The 18,866-nt window shown below is 52.3% G+C and carries 20 protein-coding genes; 8 read left to right on the top strand and 12 right to left on the bottom strand.

Going from position 1 to position 18,866, the window contains the following annotated elements:
- The 3 genes from JCM12308_RS05285 to JCM12308_RS05295 all read right to left on the bottom strand — a co-directional run bounded on the left by JCM12308_RS05285 (position 1) and on the right by JCM12308_RS05295 (position 1,451).
- Positions 1 to 273, bottom strand: a complete 273-nt coding sequence (locus JCM12308_RS05285; RefSeq protein ID WP_164845256.1) for a hypothetical protein — start codon at positions 271 to 273, stop codon at positions 1 to 3.
- A 405-nt stretch (positions 274 to 678) separates the two neighbouring features.
- On the bottom strand, positions 679 to 1,116 hold the full coding sequence (locus tag JCM12308_RS05290) for a cysteine rich repeat-containing protein (protein WP_054783050.1): 438 nt from the start codon (positions 1,114 to 1,116) through the stop codon (positions 679 to 681).
- Between the two features lie 23 nt (positions 1,117 to 1,139).
- Entirely contained in the window at positions 1,140 to 1,451 is a 312-nt protein-coding gene (locus tag JCM12308_RS05295) for a hypothetical protein (protein ID WP_008548361.1), read from the bottom strand.
- 371 nt (positions 1,452 to 1,822) lie between these two features.
- On the opposite strand from JCM12308_RS05295, the gene JCM12308_RS29090 reads away from it, so the two are divergent.
- The 3 genes from JCM12308_RS29090 (at position 1,823) to JCM12308_RS05310 (ending at position 3,376) form a co-directional block, all read left to right on the top strand.
- Positions 1,823 to 2,401, top strand: coding sequence for a hypothetical protein (locus JCM12308_RS29090; protein WP_208978275.1), 579 nt, complete (start codon positions 1,823 to 1,825; stop codon positions 2,399 to 2,401).
- 62 nt (positions 2,402 to 2,463) lie between these two features.
- Entirely contained in the window at positions 2,464 to 2,796 is a 333-nt protein-coding gene (locus JCM12308_RS29095) for a hypothetical protein (RefSeq protein ID WP_208978276.1), read from the top strand.
- Positions 2,797 to 2,890: 94 nt separating this feature from the next.
- On the top strand, positions 2,891 to 3,376 hold the full coding sequence (locus JCM12308_RS05310; protein WP_054783052.1) for a RidA family protein: 486 nt from the start codon (positions 2,891 to 2,893) through the stop codon (positions 3,374 to 3,376).
- Here the strand turns inward: JCM12308_RS05310 and JCM12308_RS05315 are convergent.
- Positions 3,373 to 4,365 (bottom strand): GlxA family transcriptional regulator, encoded by a 993-nt coding sequence (locus JCM12308_RS05315; protein WP_054783053.1) that lies wholly within the window; start codon positions 4,363 to 4,365, stop codon positions 3,373 to 3,375. The genes JCM12308_RS05310 and JCM12308_RS05315 overlap by 4 nt on opposite strands.
- 116 nt (positions 4,366 to 4,481) lie before the next feature.
- Between JCM12308_RS05315 and JCM12308_RS05320 the strand changes: the two genes are divergently transcribed.
- The gene (locus JCM12308_RS05320; RefSeq protein WP_083416901.1) at positions 4,482 to 5,282 is read left to right on the top strand and encodes an MBL fold metallo-hydrolase; all 801 of its coding nucleotides are present in this window, start codon (positions 4,482 to 4,484) and stop codon (positions 5,280 to 5,282) included.
- Positions 5,283 to 5,337: 55 nt separating this feature from the next.
- Here JCM12308_RS05320 and JCM12308_RS05325 read toward each other — a convergent pair whose 3' ends face one another.
- Positions 5,338 to 8,205, bottom strand: coding sequence for a M16 family metallopeptidase (locus JCM12308_RS05325; RefSeq protein WP_054783054.1), 2,868 nt, complete (start codon positions 8,203 to 8,205; stop codon positions 5,338 to 5,340).
- Between the two features lie 396 nt (positions 8,206 to 8,601).
- Between JCM12308_RS05325 and JCM12308_RS05330 the strand changes: the two genes are divergently transcribed.
- A complete protein-coding gene (locus JCM12308_RS05330) occupies positions 8,602 to 9,144 on the top strand; it encodes a chloramphenicol phosphotransferase CPT family protein (protein WP_054783055.1) in 543 nt (180 codons plus the stop codon).
- 105 nt (positions 9,145 to 9,249) lie between these two features.
- Here the strand turns inward: JCM12308_RS05330 and JCM12308_RS05335 are convergent, their stop codons facing one another.
- Together JCM12308_RS05335 and pyrC are read right to left on the bottom strand one after the other, a co-directional pair.
- The gene (locus JCM12308_RS05335; RefSeq protein WP_008548694.1) at positions 9,250 to 9,945 is read right to left on the bottom strand and encodes an orotate phosphoribosyltransferase; all 696 of its coding nucleotides are present in this window, start codon (positions 9,943 to 9,945) and stop codon (positions 9,250 to 9,252) included.
- A gap of 185 nt (positions 9,946 to 10,130) precedes the next feature.
- The gene (pyrC, locus tag JCM12308_RS05340; protein WP_054783056.1) at positions 10,131 to 11,183 is read right to left on the bottom strand and encodes a dihydroorotase; all 1,053 of its coding nucleotides are present in this window, start codon (positions 11,181 to 11,183) and stop codon (positions 10,131 to 10,133) included.
- 403 nt (positions 11,184 to 11,586) lie between these two features.
- Here pyrC and JCM12308_RS33225 point away from each other — a divergent pair, with 403 nt between their 5' ends.
- Together JCM12308_RS33225 and JCM12308_RS05350 are read left to right on the top strand one after the other, a co-directional pair.
- Positions 11,587 to 12,357, top strand: coding sequence for a nucleotidyltransferase family protein (locus tag JCM12308_RS33225; protein ID WP_208978277.1), 771 nt, complete (start codon positions 11,587 to 11,589; stop codon positions 12,355 to 12,357).
- Between the two features lie 280 nt (positions 12,358 to 12,637).
- A complete protein-coding gene (locus JCM12308_RS05350) occupies positions 12,638 to 13,198 on the top strand; it encodes a nucleotidyltransferase family protein (RefSeq protein WP_208978278.1) in 561 nt (186 codons plus the stop codon).
- A 101-nt stretch (positions 13,199 to 13,299) separates the two neighbouring features.
- On the opposite strand, the gene JCM12308_RS29100 is transcribed toward JCM12308_RS05350, so the two are convergent.
- The 4 genes from JCM12308_RS29100 to JCM12308_RS05365 all read right to left on the bottom strand — a co-directional run bounded on the left by JCM12308_RS29100 (position 13,300) and on the right by JCM12308_RS05365 (position 16,089).
- Positions 13,300 to 14,019 carry a hypothetical protein gene (locus JCM12308_RS29100; RefSeq protein ID WP_208978279.1) on the bottom strand — a complete coding sequence of 240 codons (720 nt, stop codon included), beginning with the start codon at positions 14,017 to 14,019 and terminating at the stop codon, positions 13,300 to 13,302.
- Entirely contained in the window at positions 13,926 to 14,483 is a 558-nt protein-coding gene (locus JCM12308_RS29105; RefSeq protein ID WP_208978280.1) for a hypothetical protein, read from the bottom strand. The genes JCM12308_RS29100 and JCM12308_RS29105 overlap by 94 nt, the downstream gene beginning before the upstream one ends.
- Positions 14,484 to 14,605: 122 nt before the next feature.
- On the bottom strand, positions 14,606 to 15,394 hold the full coding sequence (locus JCM12308_RS05360; protein WP_054783058.1) for a creatininase family protein: 789 nt from the start codon (positions 15,392 to 15,394) through the stop codon (positions 14,606 to 14,608).
- 68 nt (positions 15,395 to 15,462) lie between these two features.
- Positions 15,463 to 16,089 carry an NAD(P)H-dependent oxidoreductase gene (locus JCM12308_RS05365; protein ID WP_054783059.1) on the bottom strand — a complete coding sequence of 209 codons (627 nt, stop codon included), beginning with the start codon at positions 16,087 to 16,089 and terminating at the stop codon, positions 15,463 to 15,465.
- Positions 16,090 to 16,492: 403 nt separating this feature from the next.
- Here JCM12308_RS05365 and ctlX point away from each other — a divergent pair, with 403 nt between their 5' ends.
- Positions 16,493 to 17,482, top strand: a complete 990-nt coding sequence (ctlX, locus tag JCM12308_RS05370; RefSeq protein ID WP_208608946.1) for a citrulline utilization hydrolase CtlX — start codon at positions 16,493 to 16,495, stop codon at positions 17,480 to 17,482.
- On the opposite strand, the gene JCM12308_RS05375 is transcribed toward ctlX, so the two are convergent.
- Positions 17,475 to 17,879, bottom strand: a complete 405-nt coding sequence (locus JCM12308_RS05375; RefSeq protein WP_208978281.1) for a cupin domain-containing protein — start codon at positions 17,877 to 17,879, stop codon at positions 17,475 to 17,477. The two genes, ctlX and JCM12308_RS05375, sit on opposite strands and share 8 nt — an antisense overlap.
- Between the last annotated feature and the right edge of the window lie 987 nt (positions 17,880 to 18,866).

Here is an 18,866-nt window from a genome sequence, read left to right on the forward strand (position 1 = left end):
TCATTTCCGCTGGGGCTTCGGTGGTTTGTCCGTCCGCCCAGCATCTTCCAGGCACGCACGCTCCACTTGTTCGGTGGCATATTGAACAGTCCGCTGCTGCTCTTTGCGACTTTGCAAAGGGCTGCCAGCCACAGCCTCCTTCAACCGTTCAATGGCATAGGAACAAGTGGTTTCTGAGTAGGGCCGGTCAGGATTGACTGGCATGGAGGCTTTCGCACCAAAAATGGAAAAACAGAAAACAACAACCGCAAAAAACAATCTGGTGGTCTTCATGTGTCACAGCATCCAGGTCAAAAGCTCACAGATCGTCAGAGAAGAACAAAACACTGGTCAGGCAACAAGCAACAATGATCCATGACCGGCAGAAATGGCTCCTACCGATGACCTCCCACAATTTATGTAATGATCATGCGTACGCAGTTTTTCTATCAACTGACGTAGCGTCAGAAAAACGAATTATCTTTAAGGGAATAAATGCAAAAAGCATTATTCATCAGTCTTCTGACGCGATCGATAGATTAGGCAGATTTATCGTGCATTATTTTATAATAAAACATGCGTCATGCAGATAATATTGTTTCGCGGGAAGTTTGCTGGCTTAGTTTTCTTCATTAGAAAAAGCTGGAAAGGGGCGCGCTGGGCAAGCGTATTACCTCGCCCAGCAGCGCATTCAGACTATTAGGAACCGTCATCCTTCAAGCCAAATTTTTCGCTGAAGACATCAATCACTTGCTTGCATTCAGCACCAACTTTGTCTTGCTTTTCACTCAGGCAGGTCAGAATGCGGCCTCCGCCGACTTCGGTCTCTGAGCATTGTGCCTCAATGTCGGGCGCGCAGATTGCAAGAGCCTCATTGGCATTGGCAAACAGGAAGTCCATTGCATCAGCAAGATCATCAATAGCATGAGAGCATTTGGCGCTCAGCTTGTCTTCGTAGGCATACATGCAGGCGAAGATGCGTCCTTCACCGGGTGTCACCTCGCTGCAATGAGCTTTGATCTCCGGTTCACAAGCCTGAAACACACCTCTGGCCGTATCCTGCGCGGATGCATTGAAGCTGGTGGCGCCAAGCATCAGGCCAACGCCGAGCAAAGCAGTGCTAACTGATTTCATCATATCAGATCTCCAAAACAGTAAAATCAAGGATTAACAACCACATAGACAGTTACACCGTCTTGCACGACAGGCCGGTAATAAACGCCGCCGCAATTGTAATAGGAGTTGTATGGCGTGCAGCCAGAGATGGACTGGCGGTAATTGGTGCGCCTGGAGGTTCTGCGTGACGTCCGGCGAGCGACGCGTCGGGACTGATTGATTTGCGGGTTCTGTGCGTTGGCCTTGCCAATGCCAAAGAAGAGAGAGACGCCCGTTGGAACCTCCGCAAAGTCGAGTTGACTGGTATAGCCGAGTGAACCGGCAATAACTGCTGCTGCGAGTAACTTCAGTCGCATGTTTGTTTCCCTTTATTGATGCGGTCATCGGCACCAGACCAGGCACATCAACAGCTGCACTGGTGTTGTCGCCAATCGCGTCAGCCAATGGCTTTCGCGCCTGCGCAGATGCTTGGGCACAAACCTTAGGGTTCTCTTGCGGCGTGCAATCGCGTTTTAGCCATCTGGGGTTTGAAGATGGCGGGGCAGGCCTCGCTTCAAGTCAGCCTCAAGGCTTCATGGGGCAAACACTTCAAGTTTGCTCAAAGCTTGAGGCATCTCCTTCAAACCGTTTTCACTCAAACAAGGGAATCTGAACTCAAATGGCTCGAAGCAAAGCATAATGCCGCAAAATTTTGTAGCAGTAACCGCCTTTGACCTGGAGTTGCTATATGTCTGACGTAGACGAACAAACAATCTCTCCAGAGGTTGATGTATGGGTTGAAGAAGTCCTAAGCGCTTGTAATCTCAAATGGGATGGACCCAAAACAAACTTCGAGCGCCCCAAGAAAGAAAACCTGCGCATTGATGGCAAAACGCCAGTTGCAGAGCATGTTGATTATCTCCGAAAAACACTGAATGCCACCTATGCCAGACGATCAGAGATCGAGGGCAAGGCCAAGCTCGACCGCGATCTGGCACAGCAACTGCGATATTTCGATCAGGCCTACGTTGCCGTAGACAGCAACATTGATAAGGCCCAGGCCGGTGCGGGCAGGGGCGGTGCAAATGATGCACTCAAAGATGCGGTGGACCAGCTGGAGTTCATGAGGGACGCGCTGGAGGCGGCTTATTACTCCTCAGCAAAAGATCCGGAAGAAGCCTTCGCTGAGCTGCGTGCCAAGATTGATGAAGCAAAAGCTGAGCTGGAAGAGCTGGGCAAGGAAAAAGATAAGATCCAGGACGACAACGCGCGCGAAGAGTTTCAGGATATCTTTGAGGAAGCAAGGCAGGCCTCGACCAGACCCTGAAGACACTGGAAGCGGACAAGTTCCTTGAAGCAGAAGAGGAACTGGAAGAAGCCAAAACCGTGATGCAGGATCTGCAGCCTGGCAACAGCGAGGAAATTGCGAAGCGCAAGAAGCAGTATCAGACCGCAGTTGAAGATGCGCGGAAGGAAATCAAGAAGCTTGCTGGCAAAGTTACTACACTGGCCGATCCGCAGAAAAAGCTGGACTTTGACAAGCACAAAGCAGCTGCAAACAAAATCATGACCAAAGTCGATGCGGCCCTCAAGAACGGCAAGGTTAAATCTGTTCGTTCTGACATTCCAAAGCTGAAGGCTGAAGTTGAAAAGATGAAAGCCTGCTTCAAAGAAGAGCCAAAGGCCAAAGCACCACCAAAAGGCAAAGCTGGCAAGAAGTAGCTTGCAGCAGTTCTGCGACGCGTTTTAGAGAGCCGGGTTGGGCTCTCTATCACGAATGACTTCAATATCTTCAAAATCAAAGAATGAGTACCCTATGAAACTCACCAGCAAAGCGCTTGGCCTTTGTGCCGCACTCCTGTTCAGCGGTTCCGCACTGGCGGCAAGTTCAGATCAGAAAACCATCATCAATCCGGACACCCTGTCAGATTCGAGCAGCTCTGGTTACTCTCAGATCGTCGTCGTCGCGCCCGACACGCGCATGGTCTATGTAGCTGGGCAAGTTGGCATTGATAAAGATGGCTCCAATACCTTTGAAGATCAGGTCGATCGCACTTTTGAGAATGTGATCAAGGCGCTTGAAGCCGCTGGCAGCAGTGTTGAAGATACTGTGAAAATTACGGTGCTGGTCAAAGGCATCAATCAGGACAGACTGGACTACGTGAACAAAAAACGCCGTGAAATCTTCGGCGCCAGCCCACCGGCAAGCACACTCATTCCGGTCCCGGCACTGGCAACTGAAATCATCGAGTTTGAAATCGATGCAGTTGCTGTCGTGCCGGATAAGTCTTCCGGCGACTAATAAGCCTCTCTGCGAAATTTCTGCCGGTACTGTGCCGGGGAAACGCCCACTTGTGAGAGGAAGGACCGACGAAATGCATTCTCGTCGGAATACCCCAGCACCTCTGCGATCTTCGCGATGGCAGTGTTCGTATACTCCAGCTGAGACTTGGCGCGTTCGCATCGAATGTTCAGGATGAACTGTTGTGGCGACAACGAAAGTTTGCGCTGGAAGTGGCGCAGCAGACTGCGGGTGCTCATGCCAAGAAAAGCCGCCAGATCCTGCACTTTGATGGGCTGAGAGGACAAGTTGTTCTGCACCCACTGATCCGCCCGCTCAATTGTCTCATCCCGTGTTTTCTGATGCCATGGGATCATGAAGGGCTGCTGAGAGCCGCGGTTCTCCTCCAACACCATAAACCGCGCGCAAAGTCGGGAAAGAGCAGGGCCTTTCAATCGCTTGATCAGGTAGAGCGCAAGGTCCAGTGCAGATGTCCCCGCTGCGCTGGTAATCACATTGCCCGCATCAATCAGTATCTCATCACCATCCAGCTCAACATCGTTATAGGTTGATGAAAACTCCTTCTGCTTCCACCAGGTCGTTGTCGCCTTCTTGCCATCCAGCAGTCCGGCCTCCGCCAGCAAAAACGTGCCTGTGCAACTCGCCGCAACAATCGCACCGCCCTGAGACAGGCGCTGAAGTGTCTCCGCAACGCCCTGAAACCAGTTGGTGTTGAGTGTGCATTGCGGAGCTGTTGCGGTGCCGATGCCCGGCAGAAAAACAACATCCGGTGCGGTGATGTCCACGAGTGATCCGTCCGGCACGACCAGAATGCCGTTGGAAGATCGCACCGGCTGACCATCCAGCGAGTAAGTCTTTATCTCAAATGGCGCCCCTTCGTCACCGCGTACCTTCGCGATCTCGTTGGCGGTCTCAAACATATCCGCCGACCCAAAGGCCGCGAGGCCCAGAAAGTTCTCCAGCAGCAATATGGCAATAGTGGAAGGCATGCTCAGGTCTCACTTGGCGGATTATGTATGGTTTATGTCTAGTCAGACTATATCAGCTTCCACGTTAAAAACTAGGATCAGGAGATACCGACGAGTTTTAAGAGCGGCAGGTCAGGATGGAACTTCACTTTCTTCGCAACGCAACCCTCATCATCCAGCATGAACAGCACAAGATTCTGGTGGACCCCATGCTGGGCAAAGTAGGCTCACTCCCCAGCTACAGCTTCATTCGTCACAAAAGCCGCCGGAACCCCATGGTTCCACTGCCCGATGTTGCGCAAGACCACCTGCAAGGCATCACCGCTGCCTTAGTCACTCACTGCCAGTTGGGGCACTCCGATCATCTGGATGGCGCCGCCAAGAAATTCCTGCTGTCTCAGAAGATCCCAGTCTTCTGCCGTCTGGATGATGAAACCTTCATCGGCAAGCGAGGTATTCCAACAGTTCCGCTCAAAAACGAGCAACGCCAGCCGTTTTTCGACGGCCACATCACGCCAATCCCGACGATCCATGGCTATGGTTGGATTGCAAGGTTCATGGGGCCGGGTGTCGGTTACTTTCTGGAACTCCCGGGCGCCCCCACCCTCTACATCTCCGGTGACACCATCCTCACCAAAGACGTCCGCCACTGCCTCAAAACGCTGAAACCGGATATCGCCGTCGTTGCAGCAGGCAACGCCAGTCTGGACATCGGCAAGGACATCCTCATGTCGCTGGATGAGATCATGGAGTTCATCAGAATAGCGCCTGGAAAGGTAATCGCCAACCACCTGGAAGCCATCAACCACTGCCCGGTAACCCGCCCCCAACTGCGAGAACTAGCCCAAAAAGCAGGCCTGAGCGAAAAACTCCTGATCCCTGCAGACGGAGAAACCCTTAGCTTCAGTGCCGAACCTGCCTTTGCTCAAGCTATATAGATCGCCAGCACCAAACAAAAACGCAGGGCCCAAACCCTGCGTTTTTCAACTTGCCTTACTCTGGCAAAATCTTCAGCGTCACGTTCCGCTCTGGCACGAGGAAATCTGTGGCGGCCACCACCAGATCTTCTGGCGTAATCTGCTTCAGGATCTTCGTGTAATCCTGATAACGCTGGATCGCTTCCGGATAGCTGACAGCCTGGCTGGCCAGCTCAAACCACAACCCGTTGCTGTGCTCAGCGTTGTTCATCGCTTCTAGGATCGGCTGGCGCGCGCGAAGCAGCTCATCCTCGGTGATGTTGCCAGTCACCTGCAACCCTTTGACGATATCTTGATACACCGTCTCCGCCAGCTCAACGTCATCCACCTTGAGTGAGCTGGACAGGCCAATGTAGCCGAAGTCTTTGATCGTGTTGGAGTTCAGGTTGAAGGCATACGGGCTGTAAGAGGCACCCATCGCCTCGCGCAGCTTATCGCGCAAACGCAGCTCCATCACCCCTTGCAGCAGCTGCAGGGTATAGCTCTGCGCCGCATCTGCATCGTCACTGGTCTTCCAGTAATACTGCAGCAGAGCCGCATCCTTGTCGCCCTCGTGCGTCAACGACACCGCCTGCGCATCAGGAAACGCAATGCCAGCCGCATAGCTGTGTGCTGGAACCTCATAGGAATGCTGCAAAGCGCCAAAGGTTTCGGCAACCGCATCAAGCGCCACCTGAACCTCCAGATCACCCACAATGCCAATCTCCACCGGCCCGTTTTGAGCAATACGGCTGATGATCGGCTTCAGTTCTTCATAATTCCGCTGCAGCAGCTCCTCTTCGGTGCCAGTGCCCCAGCGCTTGTCGCCACCATGGAGAATTCGGGAGAACTCACGGCCCAGAACAGCCTCTGGTGAAATGCGGGAGTGCTTGTAAGCTTCTTTAAGGCTCTTCTTGTAAAACGCCGCCCCTTCAGGACGATAAGCCGGATCAGTCAGATACGTCGCAATCACCTGCAACTGCAGTTTCAGATCGTCCGGTGTCGTGCTGTACTGGCCGGAAATGCCATCTTCACCAAAGGAAAGACCAACACCAACCTGCGTGCCGGAAAGAACCTTGTCCAGATCCGCAACCGAGTATTTGCCCAGCCCGCCAACAATAAACGCGCTCTGGAAGAAACCTGCCAAACCATCTTTGTCCGCAGGCAGATCCTCAATACCGTGACCAGTGCGCAGTGAAACAAACACCTTGCCCTTGTCAAAATCCGTCTGCTTGAAGTTCAGCACCACACCGTTTTCAAAGGTGTAGGAGCGGATCTGACCAAAACTGCTGATGGTCTGCTGAGCCACTTTGCCCGTCTCACCAAAGCTCTCGTAATCAAAGCTGCTCAGAGCCTTGGTTTCAAAAGCTGCAACCGGCTGTTTCTGGCTTTCTGTAAATACGGAAAGAAGCGTCTCTTCCGCATTTGGAATGGCCTCAGCAGTGGTCATGAAAAGGTTTGGTTTTGCATTGTCCCAAAGCTCCAGCAGAGCCTTAGAAACCCGCGCTGCTTTCAAATCAGAAAAGTGCTCTTTGAAGAACGCCAGATTATCGGCGGATGAGGTGGTAACCCGCTCATTGAGGACATCACGCACCAGAATATTGGCAATGGTTCGGTTTGGAAGCGTCTCTTCTGCTTTCAAGGCAACTTCCAAAGAGTTGAGCCGGTCCACCAACTGGCGGTCAACTTCTTCCTGCGTCACGCCATAGGCCAGAGTTTGGCGCAGCTTCTGTTCCAGCAGCGCAAAGCCTTCCTGCCATTTGTCGGTGGCAAGCGTCGCGCTGGCAACAATCGTGTCCGCAAAATCTTCGTGGTAGTAGCTTGTGCCGGCACTCACCATGGTGTCGTGAGATGCAAGCGCTGCATCACGCAGGCGCTCTTGCAAAATGCTGATCCCGATACCACGCACTGCGTTATCAATGCGGGTTTGCAGATTGTCGACACGCTCCTGAGATGGCTTGACCAGATAGAGGCTCACCACGGTTGGCAAAGAAGGCTCAACGAAGATTGCTGCACGCGGTTCTTGCGCCACCTGCAGCGTGCCGAATTCAGGCTCTTTGCTGTCCAGCTCCTCTGCATTGGTAGGACGCTTCCAATCCGCAAAGTGTTTTTGAATAGCAGCGTCAGTTGCTTGCACATCAATGTCACCGGTGATCACCAGAGTGGTTCTGCCCGGTGTGTAGTAATTCTGGTAGAAATCGCGCAGCGTGGCCTGATCCATGGCATCAATGCCTTCCATGGTGCCCACTGGCAGCAAGGTGCGTGATTTGATGCCCGGATAAAGGAAGGCAAAACGGGAAACCATCGCGTCATAGCCCGGCCCGTAATTGCCACGAATTTCAGAGGCAACAACGCCGCGCTCACGATCAATCGCACTGTCAGAAAGCGTCAGCTCACTGGCTGTTTCACGCATGATGAACAGGGCCGTATCCAACAGCTCAGCATCGGCGGAGGGCAGGGACAGGCGATAGGTCGTAGTGTTCAACGTGGTGGTTGCGTTGGTTCCGGCACCAAAAGCCAGCCCCTCACGTTCCAGCAAGGCAACCATTTCACCTTCTGGCACATTGGTGGAACCGTTAAACGCCATGTGCTCAAGGTAGTGTGCGGTGCCCGGTTCCGGTGCTTTTTCAAGGGAAGAGCCAGCATCAACCGCCATGCGAACTTCAATCTGGTTCTTCGGTGATTGACTCTGAACCATCAGATAGCGCATGCCATTGGGCAGTTGCTGGGAGATAACGCGCGGATGCAGCTTCAGATCTGTTTCAGGAAACCATTGCGATTGCTGGGCAGCGGCAGTCGGCTTGGGCTGAGGCGGCGTGGCAGCATCCTGCGCGAAAACAGGAACAGAAAAGGCCAGTCCGGTACTCAGCAGTGCTGGCACCATAAGGTGTCGGATTACATGCATATTTTCTTCCCTGCGTGCCGCCAGAATCGCTTGTTTGCTTTTGTAATGGCGCCCCACGTGTGCTGCTGTTCAACACAGCACAACCCCATGCTTTGCACGCAGTGGATCTGCAAGAAATCCAGTTGTTTGAGTGCGAGCTGAACCCGAGTGTCCCGTAAGAGCTTGGCTTGGCAAAAGCTACATCAGCGTAATTATCATAAACTTCGCTGTTTTTCATATGCTTTTGCTTCATGTTGCTTTTGTGGCAAAGCAGCGCAGGCGGGGAAAATCTGAAGCTCTTGTAGTGGATTGCAAAACTTGCAATGTCTCCATTAGGCAATCTCGAGTTAAGCCAATGACTTCTATTTTCTGAGATAAGCCAGCATCTACTTTTTTGATTTTACATGGAATGCTGAAATGAGCGCGCAAATCATATTTCTGCACGGCCCTTCTAGCAGCGGAAAGTCTACCACCGCACGATCACTGCAAAACGCAATTGAACTGCCATTCTGGCACATCTCGATCGATCATCTGCGCGATGGGGGCGTGCTGCCGACCAAACGTATCAAGAATAAAGATTTCATTTGGTCAGACATGAGGACATCGTTTTTCGACGGCTTTCATGCATCCCTAGCAGCATACGCTCATGCAGGGAACAATCTGATCGTAGAGCATATTCTCGACAACCCTGATTGGGTGCCGGAGTTAAGAGAGCTGCTCCAGCCTTTTGACGTTTACTTTGTGGGGCTTCACTGCGATTTGGAAACGCTGAAGAAACGGGAACTGGCCAGAGCAGACAGGCCTATTGGAAGCGCTGAACAAGACTTCCATTCGGTGCATACTGATCGTGTTTATGATCTCGAGATCTCAAATGCCTCATCAACAGAACACAACGTTTTGGCCATTCTTGAGGGTTGGAGATCTGGCATACGAAAATCAGAATTTGCCAGGCAAGGATGATCTGAAGCTAAGGTCTCTCTTCTAGCGCTGGGTTGGTGATGGCAACAAAAAACGCAGAGCCGAAGCCCTGCGTTTCATTAGTATGTTGGCCCGTTGAAGCGATGCTTAGAGCGGAAGCTCGCTGACGCCGCCGTTGGCTGCGGACCATTCCAGTGGGTTATTGAGGAACTTCTCAACTTCATTCAGCTTCTCAGGAGAGAAGTAGTCGTTGGAGCGGCAAACGCGCAGGATGTCGTGCCAGGTGGCAAGGTAGTGCAGGTTCACGCCGTGCTCAGCCAGCTTGCCCTTTGTTTCCGGGAAGATGTCGTAGTAGAACACCACCAGTGTGTCGGTCACTTCAGCACCAGCTGTGCGCAGCGCTTCACAGAACTTGATCTTGGAACCGCCATCAGTGGTCAGGTCTTCCACCAGCAGCACGTTCTGCCCTTCGTGGATGTCACCCTCGATCTGCGCGTCACGGCCATAGCCCTTTGGCTTCTTGCGCACATACTGCATCGGCAGGGCCATCTTGTCTGCAATCCATGCAGCAAACGGAATGCCAGCAGTCTCGCCACCTGCAATCGCATCAAACTTCTCAAAGCCCGCATCACGCAGCAGAGTTGCCACGGCAAACTCCATCAGGGTGCCACGAATGCGCGGGTAGGAGATCAGCTTGCGGCAGTCGATATAAACCGGGCTCGCAAGGCCGGAAGCCAGAATGTACGGCTCTTCTGGACGGAAGTTCACCGCCTTGATTTCCATGAGCATTTTTGCGGTCAGTTCCGCCATCACTTCGCGGTCAGGAAAAGAATTGGAAAACATCGCTGTCCCTCAAGTCACAGTAGGTGGTGTAGAGCGTATTCCCGAAAAGCTGTTCCGACTCTCGGGAATACGCGCACAAACAAAGATCTGAAACACGTGCGGGGATCTGGTTCAGATGCCGCCCGCGTTCACATCAAAAAAAAGCAGCTTGCCCCGGCCATATTAGGTGCAAACTGCTTTGAAACTTATTTCTCGTTCTCAACTTTCCAGAATATATCAAATCCCGGATTGAAGAGGGTCACCGGCCCTTCCGGCGTCGGAATGTTCGGCGGGTAAACAACCTTCTCATCAGTCTTCACCAGATCAACGTTGGTTGTGTTGGGCGCCATGCCATAAAACGCCGGGCCGTTGAGCGAGGCGAAGGCCTCAAGCTTGTCGAGCGCACCTTCCTCTTCAAACACATGTGCCAGACAGCTCATGGTGTTGAGCGCAGAGAAGATGCCCGCACAACCACACTCGCACAGCTTGTTCTGGTCAAGGTGCGGAGCACTGTCTGTGCCAAGGAAGAACCGTGCATCACCGGAGGTCGCCGCGGCCCGCAGCGCAAGGCGGTGCTTTTCACGCTTCGCCACCGGCAGGCAGTAGAAGTGAGGCTTGATGCCACCGACGAGAAGGTCATTGCGGTTGATGATCAGGTGGTGCGTGGTGATCGTCGCGCCCAGATTGTCACCGCCAGACCTGGCGTAGTTGACGCCTTCTTCTGTCGTGATGTGTTCCATCACCACTTTCAGCTTAGGAAACTTGCGGCGGATCGGGTCCAGCACAGTTTCAATGAACACCGCCTCACGGTCAAAGATGTCCACGTCCGGTGTGGTCACTTCACCATGCACCAGAAGCGGCAGACCAATCTCTGCCATCCGCTCCAGAACGCCAGCCACCTTGTCAAAGTCGCGTACACCACTCTGCGAGTTGGTTGTCGCGCCAGCAGGATAAAGCTTCACGGCTGTGACAAGACCAGACTTGGCTGCCTGTTCCAGATCATCCGCATCTGTGGTCTCGGTGAGATAAAGCGTCATGAGAGGGGTAAAGTCGTGACCCTCTGGCATCGCTGCCAGAATGCGATCCCGGTAACCCTCAGCATCCTGACTGGTGACAACAGGCGGCACCAGATTGGGCATGATAATCGCGCGGCCGAAGTTTGCCGATGTTGATGGCAAAACGGACTTCAACATGTCGCCATCACGTAAGTGCAGGTGCCAGTCATCAGGCCGTCTAATGGTCAGGCGGGTCTCGGTCATCTTCATGCTCCGTGTGGTCGAAAGGCTGCGCGACATCGGTTTACTGCCCAATGCCACCAAATCTCAAGGAAAATCTGCGGTTCGGGAGCATCTCGCACAAATACGTATGCAAGGGAACTGGACCTTCGGGTGAAATGCGCTGCGTAACCAGTCAAAAATAAGGTGGTCATCCAGTTTCTGCTATCCACATCTTCGTGGGTCTAAAGCACCCCGCATAAACCCTGAGCGAATCTACCTGTCAATTCTCGCAGGCAGCCAAGCCCCAAATTTGCATGGATTGATTTGGGTGGTAGATTATCATAATGTTCCCGTTATGTACTAAATTAATTCACTCTTAGTTCTGGTTTTTGAGGGCGAGTCGTTACGGCAGTCTTCGCAGCTTGATCTCTTTCAAACGAAAATCATGTCCATGTCAGTTTCTGCGACCTCCGCCCCATCCGGCTATGCCACTCCCAAGGAGAAGATCCCCTCCTTGCCAACACGTGTCTCCCCTGTTCACCATGGCGCAGGTGAGCAGGGGCGCGTGTATTTTATCGAAGAGGTCATCCGCTCCACCGCCCTCTATGATCTGCTGAAAATCCTGCGTGATGCGGGGCTGCCAGATGCCTGGCTCGCCTCCGGCGCAATATACCAAAGCGTCTGGAATGCACTGACGGGTAAGGACGCAGGCCACGGCATCAAGGATTACGACCTGATCTATCATGATGAAGCCGACACATCCTATGAAGCAGAAGACCGCGTCATCAAGCAGCTCACCAAAGCCTGCGAACCGCTGGGCTTGCCAGTTGAAATTCGTAATCAGGCCCGTGTGCACCTCTGGTTTCCCAACACTTCGGCATGGACTACCCCAAACTCGGCTGCTCACTGGAATCGCTCCTCTATTACGCCTCAACAACCCACTCCGTCGCCGCCCGCCTACACGATGATGACCGCCTGCAGATCGAAGCCCCCTTCGGACTGGAACCCATCTTCCAGATGCAGATGCTCCCCAACAAGGTCCTGCCCAACCAGCAAACCTTCACCCAAAAAGCCACCCGCCTCACCAAACACTGGCCCGAACTCACAATCGTCCCATGGTAACCTGAGCGTTCCCCCCTTAAAGCAACAAACGAGCCAAAGCTCCAAGACGCCCTTAACCCACCAAAACCACCCAAGTTCCCAATCATCCGTTTAAAACAACGTACGTCTCTGAGCCCCTACGCAGGCATCTTCCAGCCCCCATGCTGACGACCTCCGCAGAATTGATCCTCAACATTGTTTACCAACCCCCAACCCACCAATGGATTATCTCATTGGAATCTTTTAGTAGTTAGAAAGAGTAGAGCATGTCCCCGGAAGCCAATCACCGGCTCCCGAAAAAGGACCTGCTTAAGTTCAAGGAAGTCGAGCATCACCAGCGCACTTGTTCAGCGCCTGATGTTCAGGGAATAACCGGTGCAGGCGTTATCAAGGCAATGCCGAAATTAATGCGTCCATCAGCTTTGGCCAATGCCAACCTGGAGTATCTGGACCAGGCAGCCCTCGCGGATCCTCAAGTGACCAGCGAAGACGAACGCACACGCCTCCTCGAACTGGTCCTGCGCTCCAACGCCCACCTGATCGCCGCCATGAAAGGCATCCGATCCCTCCGCCTCCCGGACTGGTGCATCTCCGGCCCCTCCATCGCCTGGCCACTCTGGACAGCGCTCAAGGGCAAACCCGCCATGGCAGGCAACCACCAGCTCTACATCACCTATTACGATCCCTCTGATCAAGCGCTGGAAAAAGAAGCCACCTATCTGCGCCACATCCGCCAAGTCCTCAGCGCCGGCCCTTATCAGGTGCACCTGTCCAATCAGGCTGGCCATGTTGTCCATCACGATAAAGACAGCATGAGCAACGGCACGCCCGTCACTTGCACGGCTGAAGCGTTGGTGCGCGATCCCGTTCAGACATACGCCCTCGGCGTCCGCCTCGAAACCAGTGGTACGTTTACTGTACTGGCCCCCTTCGGCCTCTCCGGCGTTTTTGCATGAAGATGGAACGCAACACCGGTTATTGCGATGAGGAACACTTCCTCTACAAACTCCGCCGCGTTGAAGCCATGTGGCCGGGGATAGCGTTTAGGTAAGGCAGCTTAAGGCCGCGGTTGAACTGGCAAATACCCTTGCTCAATCAGATGCACCGTCAAACCAACCGGAAACGGCAGGGCAATCGCATTCTCATAATCGCAGGCAGAACTTGGTGAGCCATCCGGGCACACGAACTTGCGGAAATCCTCCTCATCCCCGCGGCTCTTCTCAGTTGCCTCATCAATCGCCGCCATGCCTTTCCCCAAACGCGCACGAACAGCTGCCCAGGCAGCCAGGAACCCGTTCTCTCCCCATAGCGCCGGATCTGATTGAGCCCGTTCTTCCAGATAGGCCAGCTCCTTACGGAATGCTGGTTGATATGCCGGGTCCAGATTTACATCCATAATCTCATCGAAGGAGAGCTTCTCAACAAACAGCGGCGCAAAGCTACCCGCATAGGGCGCAAACAGATAAAGGAAGCTGTTGTCTGAGCGCACCAGCTCAACGCTGCCATCACCGTCCAGATCCTCAAAGCTGTAGCCATAAGCCCCGTCCAGCACGGCTCCTTGAACCATGGCCCAACCGCCATTTCGGTCCTGCGTGATGATATGTTGCTCCACGCAACAATGAGCACCTCCCGTAAAGCGCTTAATAATGACCTGTGGCAGCTCTGTCTCATTGGCGAGCCGGATCACTTCAACGCTCTGCCCATATTCGGGGTAGTAACTCGGCTCAGTCTCAAACGAAAACACCTTGTCACGTCCAACCCAACCAGCAATACGCACGTGGGAGTCTTCGAAAACGCATCATTGGGGTCGGTCTGCTCAACAATGAGGTCCGCATTCACCCGCAGTTTTTCCAGCTCCAGCGTAAAATGCGCCTGATTTTCAAACTCATCGAACTGCCGGTCTCTGTCGGGCCATACCGTTTCAACATATCGCCGCCCCCGGGAGAGGTAGGCATCTTCTGGCAGTACGGTGTTGAACTCCGCTCTGGCCAGTCGAATGCTCTTGAAATGCGCTGGGCCAACCACAACGGCAAACCACCCATTATCAGATCGCACCACGCGAACTTTGTCTTCATAAGCAGTGCCCTGCAAAGCATCTCTATAGCCTTCCGCCAACTGCACGGCCTCAGTAGCATCCTGCCTGCTGGCAAAAACAAGCCACCGCTGACCACCGGAAAGGTTCAAGGCTTCCTGCGAAAATCCCGCCGTCGGAATAGCAAAAACTGTAAGGAGAAAAATCAAACACACTCTCAAAAAAGGCATAGTTCGACTCCAGAGGTGGCAATCCTGTCGACAACTCAAAATACAAAACATCGGCTTAATCACGAGTACTGACTTTATAAGAGTTCAGCACATCTGACCTATCAATCAAACCGGGCAATATCAAAATCCGCTGTTTCCTGCAGAAAACCAATAAATCCATCGACCTGATGTTCCGCGGTCAAGCGCCCTTTTTCAGAGCTCGCGTTCGCCGCATTGCCCACTGTGCCGTGTGGATTCAGATCAGAGGCAATCCACCCGTAAGATGGCAGCCCGGTTGGGCCAAGGCGGGCATTCTCATCCAGATCCTGCGCAGAAGATCGGAAATCTTGAGCTCTTTGCATGTCAACAAGATCCGCCCGGAAGTGCAGCATGAGAGAGGTCTCCTCATCTCCACCATGCAAACCAAACTTCAGCTCTTCCTCGCTGAACATGCCCTCCGGAGCGCCAAAACTGGACCAATGACATTTCCCAACCAGCATTTTGCTACGAATGCGCAGCTCACGGGCAACAATCCCGATCAGATCTAGATTGCCTCCATGGGAGTTGGCAATCACCATTTTCCGAATGCCACAGGCCGCAACAGAAGTGCCAATATCAATCCAATGCTTGGCTGCGGTATCCGCCCGCAATGATAAAGTTCCGGGTGCATGAATGTGCTCATCAGATTTCCCGATGCATTGCAGCGGCAAAATGCGAAAGTCCAGAGCTTCGGGTGCCCGGGCACACAGCGTTTCCAACATGCCCTGGTTGATATAGGTGTCCACACCAAGGGGCAGGTGAGGGCCATGCTGTTCAACAGAAGCCGTCGGCAAGATCGCTATCGTCCTTTGAGGATCGATATTCTCAAAGTCCGTTGTCTTGAAATCCATCCAATAGCGTCGAGGAAACATGGCAAGCGCCTCACTATTCGGTTGCCCTCAAGTATACCTGATGAATGAGCAGAGACGAGGGCTGTTCTCTAGGCTTTGCAAAGGCCTCGGGTCTTCCGTTCAATCACCTTCAAGTGGCGACTTCTCGAGGTATCCGTGGAGCTGTCCATATTATAGTGAGCCGCATATCTGGTTTTCACCCAAGGGCTGCAAAGCAAACGTACGCCGCGCAAAATGGTCTTTCTGCCGGGAGTACCCATTAGAAAACTAAGCCATCTTGGAGCCCCGCAGGTGGTAAAAACGGCAAGTTTCTTAATGTTCTGCAAATTTGGCTTGATCGCGCCTTCCTCGGTGAGCCGAAAGGCAACTCCCGGCACAAACACCCGATCCAGCCATCCTTTGATCATTGCTGGCAGCCCATACCACCATGTCGGATAAATGAAGATGAGTGTGTCACACCGTTTCAAAGCGTCAATATGATGCTCAATGCCCTGCTGGTTCTGCGCGGTGTCCAGATAGTTGTCCAGCTCGCTCTTTGTCAAAACAGGTTGAAAATCATCTTCATAAAGATCAATCACATCAAAGCTGATTTGCTGGTGGTTGAGCGTCGTCACCACCTGTTCAAGAACGGCCTTACTGAAACTCTCAGTGTTGGGGTGGCAATAGACGATCAGAGCATGCATGTTTTTGTCCGGTTCAAATGTAGTGCGGTCCATTCAAGCCATATACCAAGGCAGGAGCGAACCAAATTCTCTGTAGCTTCAATCATCATGATCGCACGAAAACCGTCTAGTTCGTAATCCTCCCTAACTCAGCTGAGATTTTCCATAAGCTAATGACATTAAAGGCCTAACTTCAGTAATCACGAGTATTTGAAAGGCTGACTCTGGGGCCGTTTTATGTAATGCCTCAATATTTACACAATTTTATATTTTTTTTAGTGCGTACTTTCTGAAAGATAAATCAGAAACAGGCTGGCAATCACTTGGAGGAGGTGAGCAGCCAAAAAGGAAAAAGCGAAGTCGCCACACTAAGACAATCGCGCCAATCCTCCCAAAAGAAAAATCTGCGCCCGATGAATGGTGCACTGTGTAACTCATCAAATAAGAAGCAGAACCAATGACGATTCACAGACCTACTCTCCGATCCGTTCAGGCCCCTACCGCCGTTGTTATGATCCGCCCTTTGTTTTTCAGTACAAGCAAAGATGCTGGGCAGAGCAGTTCTAGAAGTCTTATTGGTGAAGCGCAGGCAGATATTGATTTTGCCGAACAGGCGTATGTAGAGATCTCAACCGCAGCTGATGAACTGATCCGCCACGGTGTGGATGTTCACCTGTTTGAAGATAAATCCCGCGAAACCCCGCATTCAGTGTTTCTGAACAATTGGCTGTCTACGCATGCAGGTGGGTATGTCACCATCTATCCAATGCACGCTGAAAATCGCCGGAAAGAACGCCGCGAAGACGTCATTGATCTGTTGAAAGCGGAATACCGGGTTCAGGATGTCGTTGACTATTCCGAACTGGAAGAAGAGCAGCAGTTTCTCGAAGGTACTGGCGCAATGGTGTTCGATAATGTCGAGCGCGTTGTTTACGCAGTGCCAAGCAATCACGCGGATCGTCAAGCTCTGGAGCAGTTCTGCAATCACTTCAAATATGAGCCTGTTATCTTTGAGGCTCAGGATGCTGAGGGCAATCCTGTTGCCCATACCAACTCTATCCTGTGCATCGGCACCGGTGTAGCGCTGCTCGGCTCAGATATGATTACCGACCCTGCGAAAAAAGCAGAGATCATCACCCGCTTGGAACAATCCGGCCGTCAGGTTGTTCATTTGACCAATGATCAGATTACAGCATGTGCAGGCCGTGCAATTGAGTTGCACAGCAAAACAGAAGGTTTGCTGCTTGCTATGTCTCAGGGGGCTTATGCTTCATTGAAACAGGAGCAGGTTGATCTCATCGAGCAGAGCGCAAAGATCGTCCAGTTGAAGCTGGACACCATCGAGCAAGCAGGCGGTTCAGCCCGCTGTGCCATGGCTGGTATTCACTTGAACCAGCGCGAAGCCGAAACCGAAGCGGAAGTAGAGAAGCTTGTCGAAGCTACTTAAAGTTTCCCTGCTGAGTATCAGTTAAGTCAACAATATCGGTGACCGTCAGAACAGCTGGCGTGTCGCCGTTATTTTTGACCCAGTGCTGAACATTGGAATTTTCATTGATCACTTCGCCAAGCTTATGAATGACCGGCACACCACATTCATTGCTGTACTCCACAAACTCACCTTCTGTGACCAGCGCCAGAGCTGGCCGGTTTTCATGGCCGTGAAGCAAAACGTGTCCACCAGGCTGAACTGTTATCGTGCGCATGCGCAAGTTATGGTTTGGAATGTTGACTTTCTCTTTGCCAAGATCAATCGCATCCAACTCCTCAGTCTCAACCAGATAGTTTTCCGTTGGCGCACTGTCATCGATTGCTGAGCCTTCTTGTCCCGGAGCATTGGCCTGCAAATGCGGAAGAAGTAGCTAAACCGGCAAAAAACAGTGTCGCAGTCGCGAGTGCAATGGTCTTCATGGGGCTCTCCAATGTTCCGCGCAGACAATACCCCAACAGAAAACTATAGATGCCTTCATCTATAGGCATCCTAAATCACTGGTGAAGCGCTCAGTTAAGAAGCAACGCATCTTCTTCCTGTTCTTCTTGCCTCCATCTTCATCCGAGGCATTTCTAAATGCAGGGGGGATAGATTTAAGAGGCGGGAGGATAAGATTGGATACAGTGATAGCAAGTTGGACGTATTCTCATGCCCCTCATGAGAAATACGAGTGTCTGACACTTCAATTAAGAGCCCATAGGCTGCTTCCCAAAAAGACTGATCTAAACATAGCAGTGTCGCCAGATGCGGTATCTTTCAAACGAACGCACTAAATAGCGCAAAAGGTACGGCACATCCGTCTCTACTCCAGAGCTAATAGTTATGAGCTGCCCCATACACTGTCGACCTATTATTCAATTGTCAAAGAACTCGGATTGCTCCGCAACGCTTGCAAGTGTTGGGAAAGCATGCAGCGTGTTTTGATCGCGGTCTATTCCTGTAATGTTCTCCCCGAGTCGGTATGGGGAAGGAACAAGGGGGAATGTTTCGTGGGTGAATTAGCGGGAATAACAGCTTGCTTTGAAAGCCGGTTAAACCCTCCCGCTGCGTGAGTTTGATGGGACTAAGTTTTCTTGAATGTGACTGTTGAGAACTTAATCGGCGGATTTCTGCGGGTTGGTTATGTTTTGCACATAGGTTGGTGATGTTTTTGCGTTTTTTTGTCGTTTATAGGTTGACGGTTAGAGGGCTCAGGCCTATAACCCAGCTCATCGAGAGCGACGGCGCTGCCGGCGACGGGACGACGCGCTCTTGAGTTCCTCGAAAGGATTGATCGCTCAGCTCAATCAGAGATGATTGAGTTTGTGAGTGATTTACTCTTTTGAGTGCGGGTGGGAGCCCA

Source organism: Pseudovibrio denitrificans JCM 12308 (genome assembly GCF_001310815.1).
GTDB classification, from domain to species: Bacteria; Pseudomonadota; Alphaproteobacteria; order Rhizobiales; family Stappiaceae; genus Pseudovibrio; species Pseudovibrio denitrificans.